Raw genomic sequence first — 18,547 nt, 5'->3', positions numbered from 1 at the left:
CATGGGATGGACGCCCGAAGGGCCGAAACCGCGAAGCGGGTTCGGTTCACGACAGCCCGGCGCGCGGGGCTTGTCCCCGCGCGGGCGCCACATCTTAGGGCACCTTTTTCACCCTGTTATGATTTCCGCGAGAAGCGCTTCTCTGATGTCCTCGGCTGGTTTGATCTGCCGCAAAATCTACAAATGATGGTAGATTCGATTTGGAGCTATTGTAGAACGGTCGAACAATTGGGGGGCCTGGGCGTGAGTAAATCGGATAACATCACAAAGAAGGGGAAGATCGCAGCGAAATCGCTGGCGCATCGACTGACGGGATTCTCGCTGCCATTCTTTGGCGTCCAGTGGACGCCATCCGCTGATGAACGAGAGATCATCCGGCGATTGCTGGCTGCGCTTGAAGATCGGCGCGTTCTCTTCGTCCCGTACCATGTCGAAGTCGTTTCACAGGTGACATCTTCGGTGCTGCGGATACGCGAACTGCTGACAGAAACATTGCAAGCTCTGCCTGAGACCGCTCGGGCCGCCGGGTCCGTCCGTGCCATGCGCGCTGCGTGTCGAAGGTTCCTTGAGGAACCGCATCCGGATTTCCGCAACCTGCCGCCCCACTACGGCAGTGGGCGCTTTGGCGACGAAGAAGGCAGCCCACCATTCTTCGTTGCTCTTGGCGAATTGCGGGCGACATTTGGCACCCACGTCGCAGCGCTCGCGTACCAATATGGCGTCGATGTCGAGGGCGAGCTCGCATCGATCCTTCCTCCCACGGACGATGCATCATGAAGGCGCTGCGGCGAGCAAGAAGCGGACATGGCAAAGCGTCGGCCGGAGGCATTTCATGAGCGATGTATTGACCTCCTCTGCGGTCTGGCGAGCTGAAAAGTCGGTCGGCATCACCGGGCACACGCGCCATCTGCACAATCCGAGTCCGATTTCCGTGGGCTTCAATGCCCCCGGCATGTGCAAGACCCTGACGTTCGGCCCGACCGCTCTTGCGGCATCAATCGCGAGGACGGCAACGCTGCGGGATGCGCCGCCAGAGATGTTGGCGCGATGGGGAGACAGCGCCCTGACCGAAGTGGAATGGCTGATTGAAGATGGCTCCACATTCATGCTCACGCAGCACATCAACTCGCTGGCTGACGCGGAACGGACGGCCTTCGCCGGCCGCGTTGGAGCTGGCGTCACAGACCTGCTCATGAACGCGCTCGGCTATACGTGGCGAGACAATGCTGCCTGCCTCTCAAGTTCTCTCGCCCCGCACGCCGACTTCATTTACGGGGACGGTGCGGTTACGGACTACGGCGTAGTGCTGGCGGAGGCGCGTGGATCGTTCGCCGCCAACGTTTCGGCCGCGACCATAAGCGGACAGGCAAAGCGCAAGTACAGCAAGCAGGTGAATCCCCATCTGGCGGCAGAATCGCCCCACGGCAAGATCATTCACGGCTACTCGATCGCGTTCGGCTCAAGACCGGGATCGGCTGGCGCCTTTCTGCATGCTGCCGAGACGCGCATTTCCAAACCTCGCGGCAAGCCGCCGCCTTCGACGGAACCGACACCGAGCTTGAACCCGGAGTCGACGCCGACCTCGCTCGCTCTCGCGACGCATCGCGCGAATTTTTCTCTTATGGACGCGCCGAGCATCGTGACCTGGATCGATTGGGTTCGCGCTGGAGGGGAACACCCCGATGCCCACTCGCCGGTGAGCTTCCTGGAGATTCCATACGCGGGTCGAATTTTCCTCGCCAGCGTGGATTCCCTCTGGCCATTCCACGGTTATTCCGACTGGCTGGATGACCTTTGGCACGATCCCAGGATGTGGCGGCATTTCCCGCGAAGGCGCCCACTGCGACGAAGCAGTGACGGGTTTGCCGGGTGGTTCGTGATGGAAGAAAAGTCCGCTGGACGATTCCTCAATGCCCTGAGCGCCATTATCCGCGACGGGAGAGAGAGTATGCCCGCAACTATCGAACTGCCACGTATCGAACCTGCCGGTTTCGTCGTGGATCGAGGTGAAGGTGGCGCGGTCCTGCCTGACTCTGAATATGCCTACGCGCTGTATAGAGACGGACTGGCGTTGTTAGGCAGCCCTCCGCCCCGGCGAATAGTCGGACATAGAACCTGGTCTCCGCAAGACGGAATGCTGGACAACTAAGCTGGTTTCGGCCCGCAGGAGCAAATGTGCCCGCGCCGGCATTCAGAAGCAAAACTTGCATCAAAATGGGGTGGCGCATTAGGCGCCGCCCTCACCGAATTTCCACACCTTGATGCCCATCTTGCGCGCCTTATCGGCGAGGTTTTGGCTGATACCAGAACCGGGGAAGGCGATGACGCCGATCGGTAGCGCGTCGAGCATCGCGTCGTTGCGCTTGAACGGCGCGGCGTTCTTAAAGCGCGTCCAGTCGGGCTTGAAGACGATCTGCGGAACTTTGCGATTATCGGCCCAACAGGCAACGATTTTCTCGGCGCCCTTCGGCGATCCGCCATGGATCAGCACCATGTCGGAATGCTTTGTATGCGCCTTGTCGAGCGCGTCCCAGATGCGCGCGTGATCGTTACAGTCCATGCCGCCGGTGAAGGCAATGCGCGGGCCGGTGGGCAAGAGCGGTTCGATCTCGGATTTGCGTTTGGCGGCGATAAAATCGCGGCTGTCGATCATACTGGCTGTCATCGTCTTGCGGTTGGCCATCGAGCCGGAGCGCGGTTTCCAGGCGGAGAAGGTGTATTTCTCGAACCACGCGGCGCCGATCTCGCGGAAGGCTTCGAACGCATTGCGGCGCTCGATGATCGAGATGCCCTGCGCGGTCGTTCGTTCCAATTCGACGGATTTGACCTCCGAGCCGTCCTGTTCACGCTGCATTCGGCGCTGCGCCTGCTCATTGTCGTCGAGCGCGCGGTCGAGATTCGCGATCTTGCGGTGGAAGATGTTGACGAGATTCCAGAGCACATCGTCGAGATCGTCTTCGAGCCGCGTGTCGGCCATCAGGGCAGTGAGGGATTCGAAGGCGTTCTCGATCTCCTGTTCGGCGCGGGCGGCTTCAGGCAGCGGGCGCGGATCGGGCTCGTCGCCATGGGGGCGGTAGCCATACATCTGCAACTCATCGAGAAGATGGGCGGTTGGCGATGATGTGTGATGGGGCTCGTCGTCGAAGGGGTCAATGAAGGGGTTATGAAGCGTCATGGCGGGGTCTCCCGTTTTGCGAGGCCGCGCCACCCGCGGCCTTTCCGGGGATCGCCCGCCAGCGCCGCAAAGCGGGTTCGCACCCTTCAGGGCCGCAACGCAGTGGAGGACGGCGCAGCCGTTGCAAAGCCGATTGGCGCTGGCAGATACCCCTTTTGGAAAGGCCGGGGCGCGGCCCCTTTGCGAACGGTTAGACCTGCCGTGTGCGCACCCCTTTCAGCGACCCGATGGCGGGGCCATCATGCGCATTGCCGCCCATCGCGGACGAGGAAGCGATGGATATCATCCGGGGCGAGTTGTTCCCCGATCCAGTCTCGTAGCCGATCCGGGCCGAGCGTGAGGAGATCGGCGTTGAAATCCTCCGCCCGTGGCACCAGTTCGCGGATGTCGATCTCGCCTGCTCGGGATCGAAGCTTTTCCAACGCCAGACGCCCGGCCTCGTCATTATCGCGCGCGACATAGAGGCGGCGCAGCGTTGACGACAGGTTCAGCGCGGCGAGGTGCGCAGCCGAGAGGGCGGCGATGACTGGCATGTCGGGCATGATCATCTTGAACGCCAGGGCGGTCTCTAACCCTTCCGTCGCCACCATGGTGTCGGTGACGGCACCAAAACGCACCCCGTTCCCGGCGAGATGTCCCAGCGCGCGGCGCGGCTGATCGACCGGCGCTTTGCCGCCCGAAGGATCGAGCCAAGTGCGATGCACACCAGTCACGTTGCCTTTGTCATCGGTGACGGCGGCAATGAGCGCGGGCCATTCCTGACGCCCCGACGGCGCTCGGTAGAAACATCGCGGATGAAACCGTAGGGTGGAAATATCAGCAGGCAGAATAATACCGCGCTGGCGCAGATAAACCTCCGCCAACGTGTCCCGGATCGGACCCGACGCAGCAAACAGCCGCCGCGCGGCGTCTGAAGTGCCGGGCGGTGCCGGTTCTGGTTGTTTCACCGGAATGATTGGCAGGCTGAGGAACGCCCGCGCCTCATCACACGCCGCACGAAAGTCGAGGCCACGGTTGGCGGCCATGAGGTCGAGAAGATCGCCGTGCGTGCCATCGGCTCCGTCCGTCCACTTTCCGGCGCGTTCGCCGAAAAGCTGGACATAGAGACTGCGGCCCGGCGTTCCATGCACATCCCCACAGATCCAATAGCGGCCCTGACGGCGGCCTTTGGGCAGATAGGTTCGGCACACGGCCTCGGCATTTTGCCCGAGACCGCGCGCCAGATCGGAAGCGCTGGACATGGCTCACCCCCTCTCCGCGATTTGGGTCAGCGCCCAGCGGTCGAGCAGGCTTTCGAAAATCGATTGCCCCCGATCACCGACGGGCACGAATAGCCGCAATTTCCAATTGATGATTTCCGACATCAGCCCGCGCGCTTTCAGGGCTTCGACCAGGCCAGAGGTGAAGCCGGTCAACTCAACGCGGTTTTCGTTCATAACGCGAACGCGGCGCAGCGACAGGCCATCGGCGAGATGCGCCGTGACCTTGCCGTCCAAGATCATCCCCCAGGCGTCTTCGTTTGAGATTTTCGGCGCGTCGATGCCGAGATTGCGGCAGACGGCCTCCATCTCGATTTGCGACAGCACGCGCCCGATCACCCGCTCGTCATCGTCGGTTTGCAGCCGATAGACGCGGGCGTTGCTTTCCGGTAGGCGCCGCCAGATCGGCAACAGCAGACCGGTGACGAGGTGGAATGTGCTGGTCGAAAAATCCGGCACATTGGCAACTTCAGCACTCCAGACTTCACTGAATTCTGCCTCTTCTGCCTCTTTCCAGTGACTGGAAGCGAAATCTTCGACGCTTATCGTGTCGCGCTGCATGGGCCGAACGAAACGAAAACGCCGCTGCATGCTGCCATCATCGAGCATCAAGCTGGTCGCCGATGTGCGAACCGCCGCGCGGTGCGAGCGGGTATTGATCAGCAATTTGCCGTCACGAATGGCCAACGCGTCATCGACGGACATCGGCCTGTTGCGGTCCTTGCGCTCAATCGTGAAGAGCCGGGTTTCCGCACCGTTGTCATGTTTCCACACGGTACGACGGTCAGTGACGATCAGGCTCTCGGCACGGATCGTCTCCAGCCCGGCGTCATGCGCGCCCGCCGTGATAGCTGCTTCGATCCGGGCGTTGAGCAACTCCTCGAACGCCGTGAACAAATCGTTCTGCATGGCGATGGGCAGCGCCAACAGGCGGTTAAGGAAGGTGGTGATCGGCGGAAGTTCCTCCTTCAGCGTCCCGCCTTCAAAAGTCAGCGACAGGCCGGTGGCTTCCTCAAAGCGTGTGAGCGAACAGCCCTCAATTCCGCCCTGCGCCAGCAGCATATAGAATTGCCGCAAGGCCGCGCGGGCCTGGTCACCTTCGAGATTATCCTCGGCACGAAACAGCCCCTGACCGCCGGTCTGGCGCTGGCCGCGCGTGATGGCGCCGAGCGTATCCAGGCGGCGGGCGATGGTGGACAGAAACCGCTTTTCGGCCTTCACATCCGTGGCGATCGGCCGGAACAGCGGCGGCTGCGCCTGATTGGTGCGGTTAGAGCGCCCAAGCCCCTGAATGGCGGCATCGGCCTTCCATCCCGCTTCCAGGAGATAGTGCACCCGCAGGCGTTGGTTCTTCGCACCCCGGTCAGCATGATAACTGCGCCCGGTGCCACCGGCGTCGGAGAAGACCAGTATGCGTTTATCGTCATCCATGAAGGCTTGGGTTTCGGAGAGGTTCGCCGAGGGCGGACGGTTTTCAACGCAAAGCCGTTCGTCTTTCCTGACAATACGGCGTGACCGCCCCGTCACTTCCGCCACCTGATCCGTCCCGAAATGCTGGATGATCTGGTCGAGGGCACCCGGCACCGGATCGAGCGTCGCGAGTTGCTCGATCATCCGATCACGGGCCGCCAATGCCGCATTGCATTGAATCGGGTTGCCCTCGGCATCGAACGCGGGGCGCGAGCGTAGATTGCCTTCATCGTCCGTATACGGCTCGAACAATTGTGTCGGAAAGGAATGCTGGAGGTAAGAGCCGACGACCTCGCGCGGGCTGAGATCGATAGTCAGGTCATGCCATTCCTCGGCGGGGATATCGGCGAGTTTGCGTTCCATCACTGCCTCGCCGGTCGAAACAAGTTGGATGATCGGGGCATGACCATCGGTGATGTCGCGCTCGACGCTTTTGATCAGCGTCACCACCTTCATACCGGTGATCAGGCCATTGAAAAACCGCTGCTTCGCCCCCTCGAATGCGGATTTGGCCGCCGACTTCGCCTGACCGTTCAATGTCCGGCTTTCGCCGGTGACGTTTGTGGCTTCCAGCGCCTCATTCAGATTGTTATGGATCACCTGAAACGCGGTGGCATAGGCGTCATAGATCGCCACCTGCTCCGGTGTCAGGGCGTGCTCGACGATCTCGACCTCGACACCTTCGTATGACAGCGACCGCGCGGTATAGAGCCCGAGCGCCTTCACGTCGCGGCTCATCACTTCCATCGCCGCAACACCGCCCGCTTCAACGGCCTGAACAAACTCGCCCCTGTTCGCAAAAGGGAAATCCTCGCCACCCCACAGGCCGAGCCGTTCGGCATAGGCCAGATTGCGCACGTCGGTCGCGCCGGTCGCCGACACATATACAATGCGGGCATCGGGCACGGCGCGCTGCAATCGCAGCCCGGCGCGGCCCTGCTGCGAGGGCGCGACATCGCCACGCTCGCCCTTGCCGCCGGCGGCATTGGCCATGGCATGGGCTTCATCGAAGACGATGACGCCATCAAAGTCATGGCCAAGCCAGTCGATAATCTGCTGAAGGCGTGAGGCTTTCCCTTCGCGCTCGGCGGATCGCAAGGTGGCATAGGTGACGAACAGGATGCCTTCCGACAGGCGGATCGGCGTGCCCTGTTTGAAGCGCGACAAGGGCTGGACCAGCAGCTTTTCCATGCCGAGCGCCAACCAGTCACGCTGCGCGTCTTCGAGGAGCTTATCGGACCGGCTGAGCCAGACTGCCTTGCGGCGGCCCCTGATCCAGTTATCGAGGATGATGCCCGCGACTTGCCTTCCCTTGCCGCAACCGGTGCCATCACCAAGAAACCAGCCGCGCCGGAAGCGTACGGCATTCTCGGCATCGTCAGCGGCGGCATGAATATTGTCGAACGTATCGTCGAGCGTCCACGATCCGGCAAGATGCTTGGTGTGCGCCTCACCCGCATAGATGACGCTTTCAAGCTGAGCGTCGGAAAGAACACCGCTCTTTATAATATGCGTGGGGAGATACGGCCGGTAGCTCGGTTGCGGCGGTGCGACCGAGGCCATGGCGGTGGACTGCACCAACTTGGTCGGGTGCGGGTGCGCGTCAGGGATGCGGATCGATTGCAGCGCGTAACCCTCATAGAGCGTGTCGGCAAGATCGGCACCTTGGGCGGCCGTCCATTCGGTCGGCTCATAGGCAATCTCTGTGGCATCGGGAGCGGAAGAGATCGTCGTCGGCCTGGGTGCAGCCGGAGCGTGGTGGATCGGCATGATCGCCTTCACCGCGCCAAGACCGATCTCGCCCTCCACCTTCATGCGCGGCGGCACATGAAGGGTGACATTGGCCAGCAACTCGGCAGCGCTTTGCACCTTCGGCATGATCGGGGAGACGCCAATATCCGGAACCTTGTCGATCACGGTGAGGCGCGTCTCGAACGTCGTGCCATGCTTGGCATAGGCACTGCCATCGATGACGCAGGAAAAGCGAATTGCGCCGTTCAGTCGCTCATAGGGAAAATTATGGCCGGTGATCGTCACCAGCCTTCCGCCAACGGCCAAGCGGGACAGGGCCGAACGCACATGATGGAAATCGGCGTCGGCTGAACGCCCTTTCACATTCACCGCCGCCGAGAAAGGCGGATTCATGATGACAACCGACGGCGTAACATCGTCCGTCAACCGGTCATCAATGCTGGCCGCGTCATGAGTGGAGGTGACGGCGTCGGGAAATAGCCGCCGCAATAACGCCACGCGCGTTTCGGCGACCTCGTTGAGCGCCAGACGGACGCCCATGATCTCGGCGAAAATGGCCATCAGGCCGGTCCCGGCAGACGGCTCCAGCACCACGTCATCGGGCGTGACTCCGGCAGCGATGGCCGCCACCAGCGCCAGGGGCGCCGGGGTCGAAAACTGTTGCAGAGATTGGGATTCCTCCGAGCGCCGCGTATGGGTAGGGAGCAATCCGGCGATGCGGCCGATCATCGATAGAAGTGCTGCGGGCGATGCCGCCTTCTCCTGCATGGCGCGGCCATATTTGCGCAGAAACAGCACCTGCGCCGCCTCGCAGGCTTCATAGGCGTCTTTCCAGCACCAAAAACCCTCGGCGTCCGAGCCACCGAATGCCTCTTCCATCGCCTGGCGCAGGAAGCGGGTTTCAATGGTGATGCCGCGCTCCAGACCGGCAAGAATGCGGTTGGCGGCGGTGAGGATGCAGGCAGCAGTGTTATCGGGCGTGCGGAATGGCGCGGCGGTACGAACCGCCGCTGCGGATAGAGCATAATTCATGGGATGTCTCCGGGTTGAGGTTTGAAAACCGAACCGGAACAGGCTTTCTCTCACCCATTCCGTTCACCCTTCCCGGAAACTCCTCTCACTCTGGTGGCCTGTAAGCCTCGAACGGGTTTCCCTCCGCCAGATGTCCGAAGGGTGTGGAGTCGCAATCCTTCTTATCGCCACGCTGCACGGCAGCAATGATATAACGCGGCGCTTCGGAATGAATATCGGTGCATTCCATCAAAGCGAGATCACCGTTTTCGGCAGCGCGCAGCAGGGTTTGAAAATTGGCGCTGACGTAATCCGGGATCATGACGACGCCCTCCGCGCAATGAAACTGCTCTGGCCGTCATAGGGCGCATGAAGGGCAGGATTGATGACGAAGCCATGTGATCCGCGTTTGTCATATTCCGCCTTGGGCACCAGATAGCGCCGTTCCTCCGGGTCAGCCTTGCCCCATTCGCCGCCTTTGCCGCCAATCGTAGCGATGCATTCGACTTGTCCCGGATGCTGGTCGGATGAAATCGCCGAAATCACGATCCAATCCTCGGCGTGCTTCTCATGGAAAAGCCGCTGATCCTTGATGTAGGATGCGCCCGGCGCAAGGGTTTCGCCGGTGGCGGCTTCATAGGCGTCGGGGCACCAATCCTTCAGCGTATGGATTGCCGCCTCGCGCTGTTCAGGTGTGAAGCATTCGGGAAAGGCGAAGGCGACTTTGGCCCATTCGGCGTCCTCCTCGAACCAACCGGCAGGCGCGCGCAAGGCGGGGTGCATCGCCGCCAGGCGCTCGGGGCTGAGCTTGAAGCCGCCATGCGACGGCGTGCCGTAGAAGGTGATGCCCTCGGCATATTCTCGGCAATGATCGGCGATGCCCCAGGGGGTGTGGACGCAGAGGGCGTGTCTGGAAATCATGCGTGCGGATTGCATGTCGATGTCTCCTGAAAATCAAAAGGCCCGGCGTGAACCGGGCCATAGTTGATAAATTGGGTTGAGACCGCTTATTCGGCGGCGGTGAGGAATTCCGGAAGCTCGGCGTCGGACGCCACCTCCGGTTCGTCCGTATTCGGCGCGCTCATGGACTCGACACCGGACGTCCTCAGCGGCTCCGGCAGCCAGCCGGTGCCGTCAAGCAGTCGCTCGGCCTGCTCGGCCATGTCGGATTTCTTGAGGTGGTCGATCAGTTCGGCCGCGGCATCGCCCTTGGCCTCGGTCACCGCCTCCAGGATGCGCGCCTTGGGCACCCGGTTCAGGTAATTCTCAGGTGTAGGTTTCCAGCCGGCGGCGGCCATGTCGAGGACAAGCGCGCAGGCGAGCTGGTCGGCATGGTGCCGGCGGCCCTGTGCCCGATTCCACGGCTCATGCAGGGCGTTGACGGTGAGCGAGGCGCAATGGGCGAAGAGCGCCATGCGGCTGTCATGATCGAAGTCGCAGAGGAACTCCCAGAGCAGTTCGGGTTCATCCGGCAACTGCTTTTCCCAATTGGTCTGACGATCCTCAATAGCCTTGGCAGACGGGCATTCCTTCAGATCCGGCCCCTGCACGGAAAAGCCACTGCTCTTCCATGTGACCTCCAGGCAGCTATCGGTGGCGTAGCGATAGAAGGTCTGGAGCGCCAACCCATGCAGCACGGCGATGAAGGCGATGTCCGGGTCGCCCGCCAGCGCATCGCGCAAGGCCAGCGTCCGGTGCGCGGTGAGTTCCATTACCAGCCGGTCCGAAAGTGGCTTGATGCCTTCGTCCTCCTCGTCTGGAGACGCATTACCAGATAGCGCGGCGGGATCGACCTGCCGGGTCTCGCCATCTGCACCGACATGGACGATTTCGACATGATCGCGGACGAAGGCGTCGGCGTCGGCTGCTTCGCCATCGGCCTCATTCTGCGCCTCGTCCTCGGGCCGGACATAGCCGCGTTCGATCTTGAGCCGACCGTCACCGTCGATGCTGACGAACACGCCCGCGCAAGCGATATCGGCGGGATCGTAGATGACGGGCCTATCTTCGAAACCGTCGAGTTCGGTCTCGATCTCGCTAAGCCGCCGGTCGACCTCCTCGGGCAGATCCTCGTCCGTGCCAGAGTAGCGCTCCTCGATCTCTGCCATTTCGTCGCGCAGGGCTTCGCGCTTTGCTTGTTCCTCATCTGTTGATACCGGAGTGAATCTCCCCAGAACCGCCGTTTGAAAATTCCCCAGTTGGCGTGTCGCCGGTCATCCGGGGCGCGCCCCGGATGACCGGCGGCGGCGAGTTGCCGATGCTCCTCTCGGTCGGCGAGAGGAGTTCGGCGGTGATCAAACTGGGAGAGATGCTCATGATCTTGGAACTGCATCGGCAGGGGCTGTCTATATCGGCGATCGCACGGGAGAGCGGGTTCGACCGCAAGACCGTTCGTCGCTACATCGAGCGCGGCCTGGAGCCACCGAGCTATGGCCCACGCAGGCCACGGTCACGTCTGCTGGATCCGTACACCCCCTATCTGCGCGAACGCGTGATGACGTGGCCTGGCCTGACCGGCGCCCGGCTGCTGCGAGAATTGCGGGACCTCGGCTATAGCGGCGGCTATACGGCGGTGACGGATTATCTGCGTGATATCCGTCCCGCGCCGACACCGGGTTATGAGATCCGCTTCGAGACACCTCCCGGTCAGCAAGGACAGGTCGACTTTGCTCAGTTCCAGGTGGTGTTCACCGATGAGCCGGAACAGCCGCGGATCGTGTGGCTGTTCTCGCTGGTCCTGGGGCATAGCCGCCTGATCTGGGCACGGTTCGTCGCCCATCAGGACCTAGCGACAGTGCTGCGCTGCCACGTCGCCGCCTTCGACGCGATCGGCGGCGTGCCACGCGAGCTTCTCTACGACCGCATGAAGACGGCGGTGATCGGCGAAGCTGCTGACGGGGAGCCGCGCGGCATCGTCTACAACAGGGCCCTTGTGGATCTGGCCCGCCACTATGGCTTCCACCCGCGCGCGTGCCAGCCCTACCGGGCCAAGACCAAGGGCAAGGTCGAGCGGCCGTTCCGATACATCCGCGAGGACTTCTTCTTGGCCCGTTCGTTCCGCAACCTGGACGATCTGAACGAGCAGCTGCGGCGCTGGCTGGACAGTGTCGCCAATCCCAGGGTGCATGCCACAACCCGGCGGGTCGTGAACGAGGCGTTCGCCGAGGAGAAGCCGCACCTGCTGGTTCTGCCTCTGGCGCCGTTCCGCTCCGTACTACGTCTGGAGCGACGGATCTCCCGGGAAGGGATGGTAAGCGTCGGTGGCAACTTCTACAGCGTTCCGGATGCCACCCGGCGGCGCACGGTCGAGGTGCACACGCTCGCCCAGGAGATCAGGATCTTCGAGGACGGCACGTTGATCGCGACCCATCCGGTCCTGGAAGGCCGCCACCAGCGCCGGGTGGCTCCTGGACACCGAAAAGGAGGGGGCTCCACAGGACGAAGACGTGGAGCCGACGGAGATGTGGTCGTCAGCCGAACCGGCGACGTGGTCGCTCAGCGCTCCCTGGAGTTCTACGACGCTGTCGCTCGCCGTCTTGCCCGGGAGTGCCGGTCATGAGCGCTCCAGGTGATCTGACCCCGTCGACCCTGGAGCGGATCCGCCACGATCTGGTCGGTCTGAAAATGCCACGCGCCCTGGAAGCCCTCGATCAGGTCGTGCGCCGCCTCGAGCACGGGGAGATCGGTGCTCTGGAGGCCATCGACATGCTGCTCGCCGAGGAACTGACCCTGCGCGAGAACAGCCGCATCAAGACGGCCCTGCGCATGGGCCGACTGGCGACCATCAAGACGCTCTCAGGGTTCGACTTCTCCTTCCAGCCGTCGCTCGACCGCGATCGTATCCTCACCCTCGCACAACTCGGCTTTATCGGTCGCTGCGAGGTCGTCCACTTCCTCGGCCCGCCCGGCACCGGCAAGAGCCATCTGGCCATCGCCCTCGGCGTCGAGGCGGTGAAGGCAGGGCGCAGTGTCTACTTTTGCACACTCGCCGACCTGCTCGGGCAACTCGCCCGCGCCGAGCGCGAGGGACGGCTGACGGAACGCATACGCTTCTTCTGTCGACCGGCTCTGCTGATCGTTGACGAGATCGGCTACCTGCCCGTCGTTCCTGGGGGTGGCAACCTGTTCTTCCAGCTGGTCAACGCCCGATACGAGCGTGGTGCGATGGTCCTGACCTCCAACCGCGGCTTTGCCGAATGGGGCGAGGTGTTCGGAGACCCGGTCGTCGCCACCGCACTCCTCGACCGCCTGCTGCATCATGCTCTGGTCATCCAGATCGAAGGCTCCAGCTACCGGTTGCGCCAGCACGCCGACCTCATGCCCGAGCACGTCCGCTCCAAGGCTACCATCACACCGCCGACCCCAGCACCGCTACGACGGCCAAGGGGACGGCCGCCCAAAAACGACCACATCACCGCGACAACCTGACCGGCGAAACTGGGGAAATTTACTTCGGCGCTTCTGGGGAAATTACGGGCGGCATTGACACTCATCCGACAGAGGCTGCATTTCGCCCATGACACGACGCAAATCGCCAGTATGCCCATAGGGGAAGTCCTGGGCGATCTGGACCCAGCGCCAGCCTTCCGCCTTAATCGTCTCAGCTTCACCGGTCAGCTTCGCGGTGACCAAGCGTTCCAGGAGCGCCACGTCCTGCAACCAGCCATCGTCATTCTGGGAAAACAGATCGCGTAGGACGCTGCCCCCTTCGGCTTCATAGGTATCGAGGCCGACGAAACGAACCCGCTTGTCCGATGCCCGAACAGCGTCTTCCGTCAGCAACTTGCGGATATAGTATGGTTCCTGGTTGTAGCCGCGCTGCACGGCCTCCCACACTTGCTCCTGCCGCTCATGGTTGGCCGCGATGCTGAAGGCCATGAGCTGTTCCAGCGTCATCTCGTCGGCCGCATAGATTTCAAGTAGCTTCGGCGACACTGACGCCAGTTTCAGACGCTGCCTGACGATCTGCGGGGTGACAAAAAACCGCGCCGCGATGTCCTCGTCTCCGAGGCCCTGATCTTTCAGGGACTGGAACGCGCGAAACTGGTCGAGCGGATGGAGCGCTTGCCTCTGGACGTTCTCGGCGAGGCTGTCCTCTTCGAGAATACCGTCCTCGCGAATGACGCAGGGGATCGGCGCGGTCTTATTGAGGCGCTTCTGCTTGACCAGCAGTTCAAGCGCCCGGTAACGCCGCCCGCCGGCTTGCACCTCATATCGGTCCGTGGGCTGGCCATCCTCGCCGAGCACGGGCCGCACGCTCAGGGACTGCAACAGCGTGCGCCGGGCGATATCCTCGGCCAGTTCCTCGATTGACACGCCCGCCTGCACGCGACGGACGTTGCGGTTTGAGAGCACCAGCTTGTTGAACGGAATGTCCCGGGACTGGGACAGGGTGATTTTCTTGGGGGTTGCCATGTCGGTTTCTCCAGAACGGGCGGAGAAAGCCTTCTTTCCCCTTCCAACCCGTTCATGGAAAAACCAAATTCCTCTTACTCTCCAGGCCCTGCGGCCCACCGCTGGTGGTCAAAACCACGCACTTGGCACCAGAGGCGGAATACCGGTTTCGATCCAAGGACGAAGCCGCTCCGCGGCATTGGCGCTTTCGGCTGATGGTGTGAGATGCCTATAACAGTGCGCATTTTACGATCTGGCTAACCTATCTGACTATTGGGGCCTTCTCTATCGACAGACAGGAGGCTTCCATGACAGAGGAGAGAACCACACCGCTGCGCCAGCGGATGATCGAAGACGTGCGCATCCGTGGGATGGGCGACAAGGCGCAAAAGGCCCACATCAGGGCGATCAAGGATTTCGCCGCCTTTCTCGGGCGATCGCCGGATACGGCCACGCCGGAGGACCTGCGGGCGCAAGGAGATGAAACGTTACATGCAGTTCCGCACCCAGCCACGGAAGCTGCCGGTCGTGTTCAGCGTCGAGGAGGTCTCCGACATCCTGATGGCGGCACCCGGGCCCGGCCTGAAGTATCGCGCGGCGCTCAGCATCTCATACGGCGCAGGGCTGCGGGCCGCCGAGGTCTGCAACCTCAACGGCACAGTCCTTCGAAGCAGGCATTCATTTTTGACGCAGCAGCACAGGTCCAATCAAAGTCTGTGATCGGGCGACCTCAGTCCGCTCGCCCATCCGGCCACTCGAAAACCACCAGAATTATGATGTTTACTTTTTCCACAAACGTTTGAGCCAATCCCAGAAGCCGCTTGTCGAATGCGTGCCTTGATTGGGGTTGGGGGCTGCGTTGGGCGTCTCCCCGAACTGGCGTTCTTTCGCGCGGCGATCGCGAGCCCTGCCAGCCTGCACCTGTTCCGGCGTCCAATCATCCGCCCATTTGATCCTGCCGTTTCTGATCCAGTAGTGCGATCGGCAGGGGAAGCTCCAGTTGCCGATAGAAGGATGCATCGAGATGGTCTCGCCGTCATAGGTCAGCTTCCAGTCGATCGGGGTGAGCGGGGTCACGACCTCGCGCGCGCATCCGCAGCAGCAAAGATGGCTGATGGTCGCATATTCGATCGAGACATAAATTTTGCCCGGTTCGAGTTTTTCGGGAATTGCAGTTGTAAATACCGGCTCAAGTCTTGAAATCTTTTTCATTTCTTATCTTCATTAATTATAAGGTTTCCATCCAATGTATAGATGCTGTGATGCTCGCCTTCGAGGTCGAGGAAGAAGGCGCACCATTTCTTCCACCGGATTACGGCAAGCGCCGCATTCATCTGGTTAAGCTCGGCGATCTGAATATTGTGTGAATAGACCCCGTCGGCATCGCCGCCGGTGAGGCCTATCCGCTTCTTCTCGTGGACGTGAGTGCGGCGCGCCGGTGTGCTCATCGTCACGCGTAACTGGCCGTGGAGCTTGCCGTCAGTCAGTTCCAGCCCCATGCCCACGTCGATGAAGGGAATGCCGAGCTCTTCGAGTTTGGCGATGATAGGCCGCTTGGCATCTGCCTTGTCGATGCAGATGAACACAAACCCGAGGTCAAGAGGGTCGAGGCAGCCCGCATTCTGGGCGGTGATGTGAAATCCATGCGCGTGAATGCCTTGGCGCATGGGCGCGTAGCGCGCCGCCCAGTATTCGGCCTTGTTCGGTTTTGCCCTGAGTTCATCGATCGTCGGTGCGCCTGGCGAGCGAAAGGCATTATGCTGAAGAAAGTCATCGCCGTCGAACAGATGGATGTCCGGCACCGGCGTCTTTGCCACCGTGTCCAGAATATAAGAGCCGGTGCCGCCCAGCCCGATGATCCCGACCTTATGTCCCGTGAGCTTGCCGGAAAGGGCGCTTATACCCGCCCGGCTGGATGCCGTGTCGGCATAGTTGAATACTCCGTCATCCTCCGCCTCGACAACGCCGCAGGTACGGGTCGTCGCAGACGGATCGATCGCACGCGCAGGGCCTTCAATGATCGCGATGTAGGTGGTCATCTGGTGATAGTAGTCTTCGTAGCCGTTGCTACCCACCGGCTTGCTCGAAAACGAATGATCGACGTTCAGACCTTCGCTGATCTGCTTTCGCTGGCTTTGGTGCTTGATCTTGTTGAGAGGCTTGCCGGTGGTGTCACAGGGATGCGATCCAGCAAACATCACAACGTGGGTACGCGGGCGCGTCGTCGCGTCACCTGCCAAAGCGAGCTCAGCGACCAGCTTGCCTCGCCTAACCTCAAGGCGTGCGTCCACGTAGGGGACGTTGTGGATGACGAGATGGCCGGCGTCGATTCCGACCTCATACCCGTCATCCACGAGCGCCTGCAGGTCGGCACTACGACTTATCGGTCGCGGTGACATTGAAGATCATCCCTTCCTTGACCTTCACGCTCTCGCCTTCGCTCAGCGTGCCTTCGGGCTTGTTTCCCTGGCCGCGCCGGAAGGTCATTGTGAAGCAGATGTTCTCGCCCGTGGGCGGGGTTTCGAAGGCCAGTTTGACGATCTGATCAAAGCTCAGTTCCTTCTCGCTGACCGTCTTCTCCCTGCCGTTGACGACTATCATCACCTGCTTATCGGCCTTGTCGGGCCGTTCCTTGGCTTCCTTCACTTCACTCATTTTCATCTCCTTGGTTGAGTGGTTTCCTCAGCCCTTCGGCGGATACGGATCGCCGCCGTGGCTGTCGCTCCGGGCGATGCGCCCGTCTTTGTTGTGAATCCGCAGCTCAGTACCCTGATTGCGGCTGACCTCCCGGCCTTGCTGGACAGCATCGGCCTTGGTGTCGTGGTGGCTGCTGGCGCGGTCTGCACCGCCCCGCTTGACGTCCCATCCCCCACCTCGGTTCGGGACAATGTGGTGGCTTTTCGGCCCTTTACTCATCTGTTTTTCCTTTCGTCAACGACGTTACCAAAAGCAGCATAAAAAGTTCTCTACTCCGAACATGATCTCAAATTGCTATTCGGAAATCAAGGTGTTAAAGTAAGTCAATACCGAACAAGCAAGGAGGGAGACACATGCCGAACGCGTTAGGCGAAAAGATTCAAAAGCTTAGGAAGCAGAAGGAGTTGACCCTGGACCAGCTTGCCGCGCTCACCGGCTCCAGCAAGAGTTACATCTGGGAGCTTGAGAACAGGAATCCGCCGCGGCCATCCGCCGAGAAGATCGCGCGCATTGCCGAGTTCTTCGAAGTCGAGATCGACTACCTGCTCGATCAGTCGGGCGAGATCGCGGAAGAGGACGCGGTCGATGCCCGCTTCTATCGCAACTACAGGAAGATGGACCCCGAGACGCGGGAAAAGATTCGAAAGATGGCAAAACTGATCGGGCGAGAGGAATGACGAAGACACCGTCGCCGCGGAGGCAGGCGAACGAAATTTCGATGATGCTGAATGCGGTCTTCGGGCAGGACCGCTTTCCCGTGCGCATCCGGGAACTCGCCATCGAGTATTCCCGCAAGCGGTTCCCCGATGATCCGTTGACCGACGTGCTTGGCGACAAGCTGCCGGGGTTCGAGGGTGCACTTGCGCCCGCGCGGGACGGGAAGAGGGGCTGGGGCATCCTTTATAATTCGGCGATCACATCACCAGGCCGCATCAACTTCACGCTAGCCCATGAGTTCGGCCACTACCTGCTGCATCGGCTTGCACACCCCGAGGGTATCTACTGCACCGAGGAGGATATGCGCTCGTGGGACAGCAAGAACCGAAAGGTCGAAAGCGAAGCCAACGAGTTTGCGGCCAACCTGCTTATGCCGTTCGATGACTTTCGCCGTCAGATCGCTGCACGTGACAAGCCGGACCTTGAAATGTTGAGCGACAGCGCGGCTCGTTATGAAGTTTCAATGCAGGCCGCCGTCCTGCGTTGGTTGCAGTTCACCACCCGCAGATCAGTACTCGTTGTCGCGAGGGAGGGATTCATCCTGTGGGCACGGTCGAGCGAACCGGCGCTCAAGAGCGGCGCGTTCTTCCGGACTGCCAACGTGCCGCCGGTGGAAATTCCCGAACAATCTCTTGCGGCGCGGCGGGCAAGTGTAGATGGCAGTAAGGGCAGCGCAGAGTTCGATGCCGGTGTCTGGTTCCGCGAGCCCTGTGAAGAGATGGTCTTGTTCTCCGACCGTTATGATTTCTCGATGTCCTTGCTCCACCTTGGTCCGGCGTCTTCCCGCTTCGAAGCGCTCGAAGAGGAAGAGCAGGAAGAAACCTTTGATCGCATGATGAATAGGACACCAGGTTCATCTTGGTTGGGCTGACTTTATAAACCCGGCGTGGGTAGACCGCGGAACAGCCGTTGGAAGAGATACTCTGCAGCAAACTTCGGTTACCACCCTTAGTCGATACAGGAGCGGACAACAGCGATGGTCCGATTCCTGACCTGCGCGTTGGACCAAAACGCATAGCGCGAAATTGCCGGTTGAACGTCCGCTTCTGCCGAACCTGCCAGTCCGTTCGCA

General features: G+C 61.3%; 17 protein-coding genes and 2 pseudogenes. 8 read left to right on the top strand and 11 right to left on the bottom strand.

From position 1 onward, the window contains the following. Window positions 1-6 precede the first annotated feature (6 nt). Both T8K17_RS06805 and T8K17_RS06800 read left to right on the top strand, forming a co-directional pair. Window positions 7-777: a DUF6650 family protein gene (locus T8K17_RS06805; protein WP_322333739.1), complete on the top strand. Its 771-nt coding sequence runs from the start codon at window positions 7-9 to the stop codon at window positions 775-777. Between the two features lie 55 nt (window positions 778-832). Continuing rightward, window positions 833-2,149 (top strand): hypothetical protein, encoded by a 1,317-nt coding sequence (locus tag T8K17_RS06800; RefSeq protein WP_322333738.1) that lies wholly within the window; start codon window positions 833-835, stop codon window positions 2,147-2,149. Window positions 2,150-2,227: 78 nt separating this feature from the next. On the opposite strand, the gene T8K17_RS06795 is transcribed toward T8K17_RS06800, so the two are convergent. The 6 genes from T8K17_RS06795 to T8K17_RS06770 all read right to left on the bottom strand — a co-directional run bounded on the left by T8K17_RS06795 (window position 2,228) and on the right by T8K17_RS06770 (window position 10,775). Continuing rightward, the gene (locus T8K17_RS06795; RefSeq protein WP_322333737.1) at window positions 2,228-3,175 is read right to left on the bottom strand and encodes a DUF2493 domain-containing protein; all 948 of its coding nucleotides are present in this window, start codon (window positions 3,173-3,175) and stop codon (window positions 2,228-2,230) included. Between the two features lie 239 nt (window positions 3,176-3,414). Beyond that, window positions 3,415-4,416 (bottom strand): toprim domain-containing protein, encoded by a 1,002-nt coding sequence (locus T8K17_RS06790; protein ID WP_322333736.1) that lies wholly within the window; start codon window positions 4,414-4,416, stop codon window positions 3,415-3,417. A gap of 3 nt (window positions 4,417-4,419) precedes the next feature. After that, window positions 4,420-8,688, bottom strand: a complete 4,269-nt coding sequence (locus T8K17_RS06785) for a strawberry notch-like NTP hydrolase domain-containing protein (RefSeq protein ID WP_322333735.1) — start codon at window positions 8,686-8,688, stop codon at window positions 4,420-4,422. Window positions 8,689-8,773: 85 nt separating this feature from the next. Next, window positions 8,774-8,989 (bottom strand): DUF6117 family protein, encoded by a 216-nt coding sequence (locus T8K17_RS06780; protein ID WP_322333734.1) that lies wholly within the window; start codon window positions 8,987-8,989, stop codon window positions 8,774-8,776. Next, complete coding sequence (locus T8K17_RS06775; RefSeq protein ID WP_322333733.1) at window positions 8,986-9,603, bottom strand: DUF7007 domain-containing protein; 618 nt, start codon at window positions 9,601-9,603, stop codon at window positions 8,986-8,988. The genes T8K17_RS06780 and T8K17_RS06775 overlap by 4 nt, the downstream gene beginning before the upstream one ends. Before the next feature lie 71 nt (window positions 9,604-9,674). Next, window positions 9,675-10,775 carry a hypothetical protein gene (locus tag T8K17_RS06770; RefSeq protein ID WP_322333732.1) on the bottom strand — a complete coding sequence of 367 codons (1,101 nt, stop codon included), beginning with the start codon at window positions 10,773-10,775 and terminating at the stop codon, window positions 9,675-9,677. Window positions 10,776-10,957: 182 nt separating this feature from the next. On the opposite strand from T8K17_RS06770, the gene istA reads away from it, so the two are divergent. Together istA and istB are read left to right on the top strand one after the other, a co-directional pair. Continuing rightward, window positions 10,958-12,226, top strand: coding sequence for an IS21 family transposase (gene istA / locus T8K17_RS06765; RefSeq protein WP_028793183.1), 1,269 nt, complete (start codon window positions 10,958-10,960; stop codon window positions 12,224-12,226). Next, on the top strand, window positions 12,223-13,095 hold the full coding sequence (gene istB / locus T8K17_RS06760) for an IS21-like element helper ATPase IstB (protein ID WP_028793182.1): 873 nt from the start codon (window positions 12,223-12,225) through the stop codon (window positions 13,093-13,095). Before istA ends, istB begins: the two co-directional genes overlap by 4 nt. 60 nt (window positions 13,096-13,155) lie before the next feature. On the opposite strand, the pseudogene T8K17_RS06755 reads toward istB, so the two are convergent. After that, a pseudogene (locus T8K17_RS06755) lies at window positions 13,156-14,082 on the bottom strand (ParB/RepB/Spo0J family partition protein); the annotation flags it as partial. 287 nt (window positions 14,083-14,369) lie between these two features. On the opposite strand from T8K17_RS06755, the pseudogene T8K17_RS26275 reads away from it, so the two are divergent. After that, window positions 14,370-14,522 (top strand): annotated as a pseudogene (locus tag T8K17_RS26275) (phage integrase N-terminal SAM-like domain-containing protein); the annotation flags it as partial. A 31-nt stretch (window positions 14,523-14,553) separates the two neighbouring features. Continuing rightward, entirely contained in the window at window positions 14,554-14,781 is a 228-nt protein-coding gene (locus T8K17_RS06750; RefSeq protein WP_322333730.1) for a hypothetical protein, read from the top strand. A 60-nt stretch (window positions 14,782-14,841) separates the two neighbouring features. Here the strand turns inward: T8K17_RS06750 and T8K17_RS06745 are convergent, their stop codons facing one another. The 4 genes from T8K17_RS06745 to T8K17_RS06730 are packed head-to-tail and all read right to left on the bottom strand — an operon-like array spanning window position 14,842 to window position 16,977. Next, window positions 14,842-15,273, bottom strand: coding sequence for a DUF6527 family protein (locus tag T8K17_RS06745; RefSeq protein ID WP_322333729.1), 432 nt, complete (start codon window positions 15,271-15,273; stop codon window positions 14,842-14,844). Next, entirely contained in the window at window positions 15,270-16,460 is a 1,191-nt protein-coding gene (locus tag T8K17_RS06740; RefSeq protein ID WP_416153173.1) for a ThiF family adenylyltransferase, read from the bottom strand. Before T8K17_RS06740 ends, T8K17_RS06745 begins: the two co-directional genes overlap by 4 nt. Next, on the bottom strand, window positions 16,435-16,716 hold the full coding sequence (locus T8K17_RS06735) for a multiubiquitin domain-containing protein (RefSeq protein ID WP_322333727.1): 282 nt from the start codon (window positions 16,714-16,716) through the stop codon (window positions 16,435-16,437). The genes T8K17_RS06740 and T8K17_RS06735 overlap by 26 nt, the downstream gene beginning before the upstream one ends. 27 nt (window positions 16,717-16,743) lie before the next feature. Beyond that, window positions 16,744-16,977: a DUF2188 domain-containing protein gene (locus T8K17_RS06730; protein WP_322333726.1), complete on the bottom strand. Its 234-nt coding sequence runs from the start codon at window positions 16,975-16,977 to the stop codon at window positions 16,744-16,746. A 134-nt stretch (window positions 16,978-17,111) separates the two neighbouring features. On the opposite strand from T8K17_RS06730, the gene T8K17_RS06725 reads away from it, so the two are divergent. Then, window positions 17,112-17,435: a helix-turn-helix transcriptional regulator gene (locus T8K17_RS06725; protein WP_322333725.1), complete on the top strand. Its 324-nt coding sequence runs from the start codon at window positions 17,112-17,114 to the stop codon at window positions 17,433-17,435. Further along, window positions 17,432-18,346: an ImmA/IrrE family metallo-endopeptidase gene (locus T8K17_RS06720; protein ID WP_322333724.1), complete on the top strand. Its 915-nt coding sequence runs from the start codon at window positions 17,432-17,434 to the stop codon at window positions 18,344-18,346. The genes T8K17_RS06725 and T8K17_RS06720 overlap by 4 nt, the downstream gene beginning before the upstream one ends. Window positions 18,347-18,547: the final 201 nt, after the last annotated feature.

The organism is Thalassobaculum sp. OXR-137 (assembly GCF_034377285.1).
GTDB lineage: Bacteria > Pseudomonadota > Alphaproteobacteria > Thalassobaculales > Thalassobaculaceae > Thalassobaculum.
This window is presented reverse-complemented; position numbering and strand designations above follow the sequence as displayed.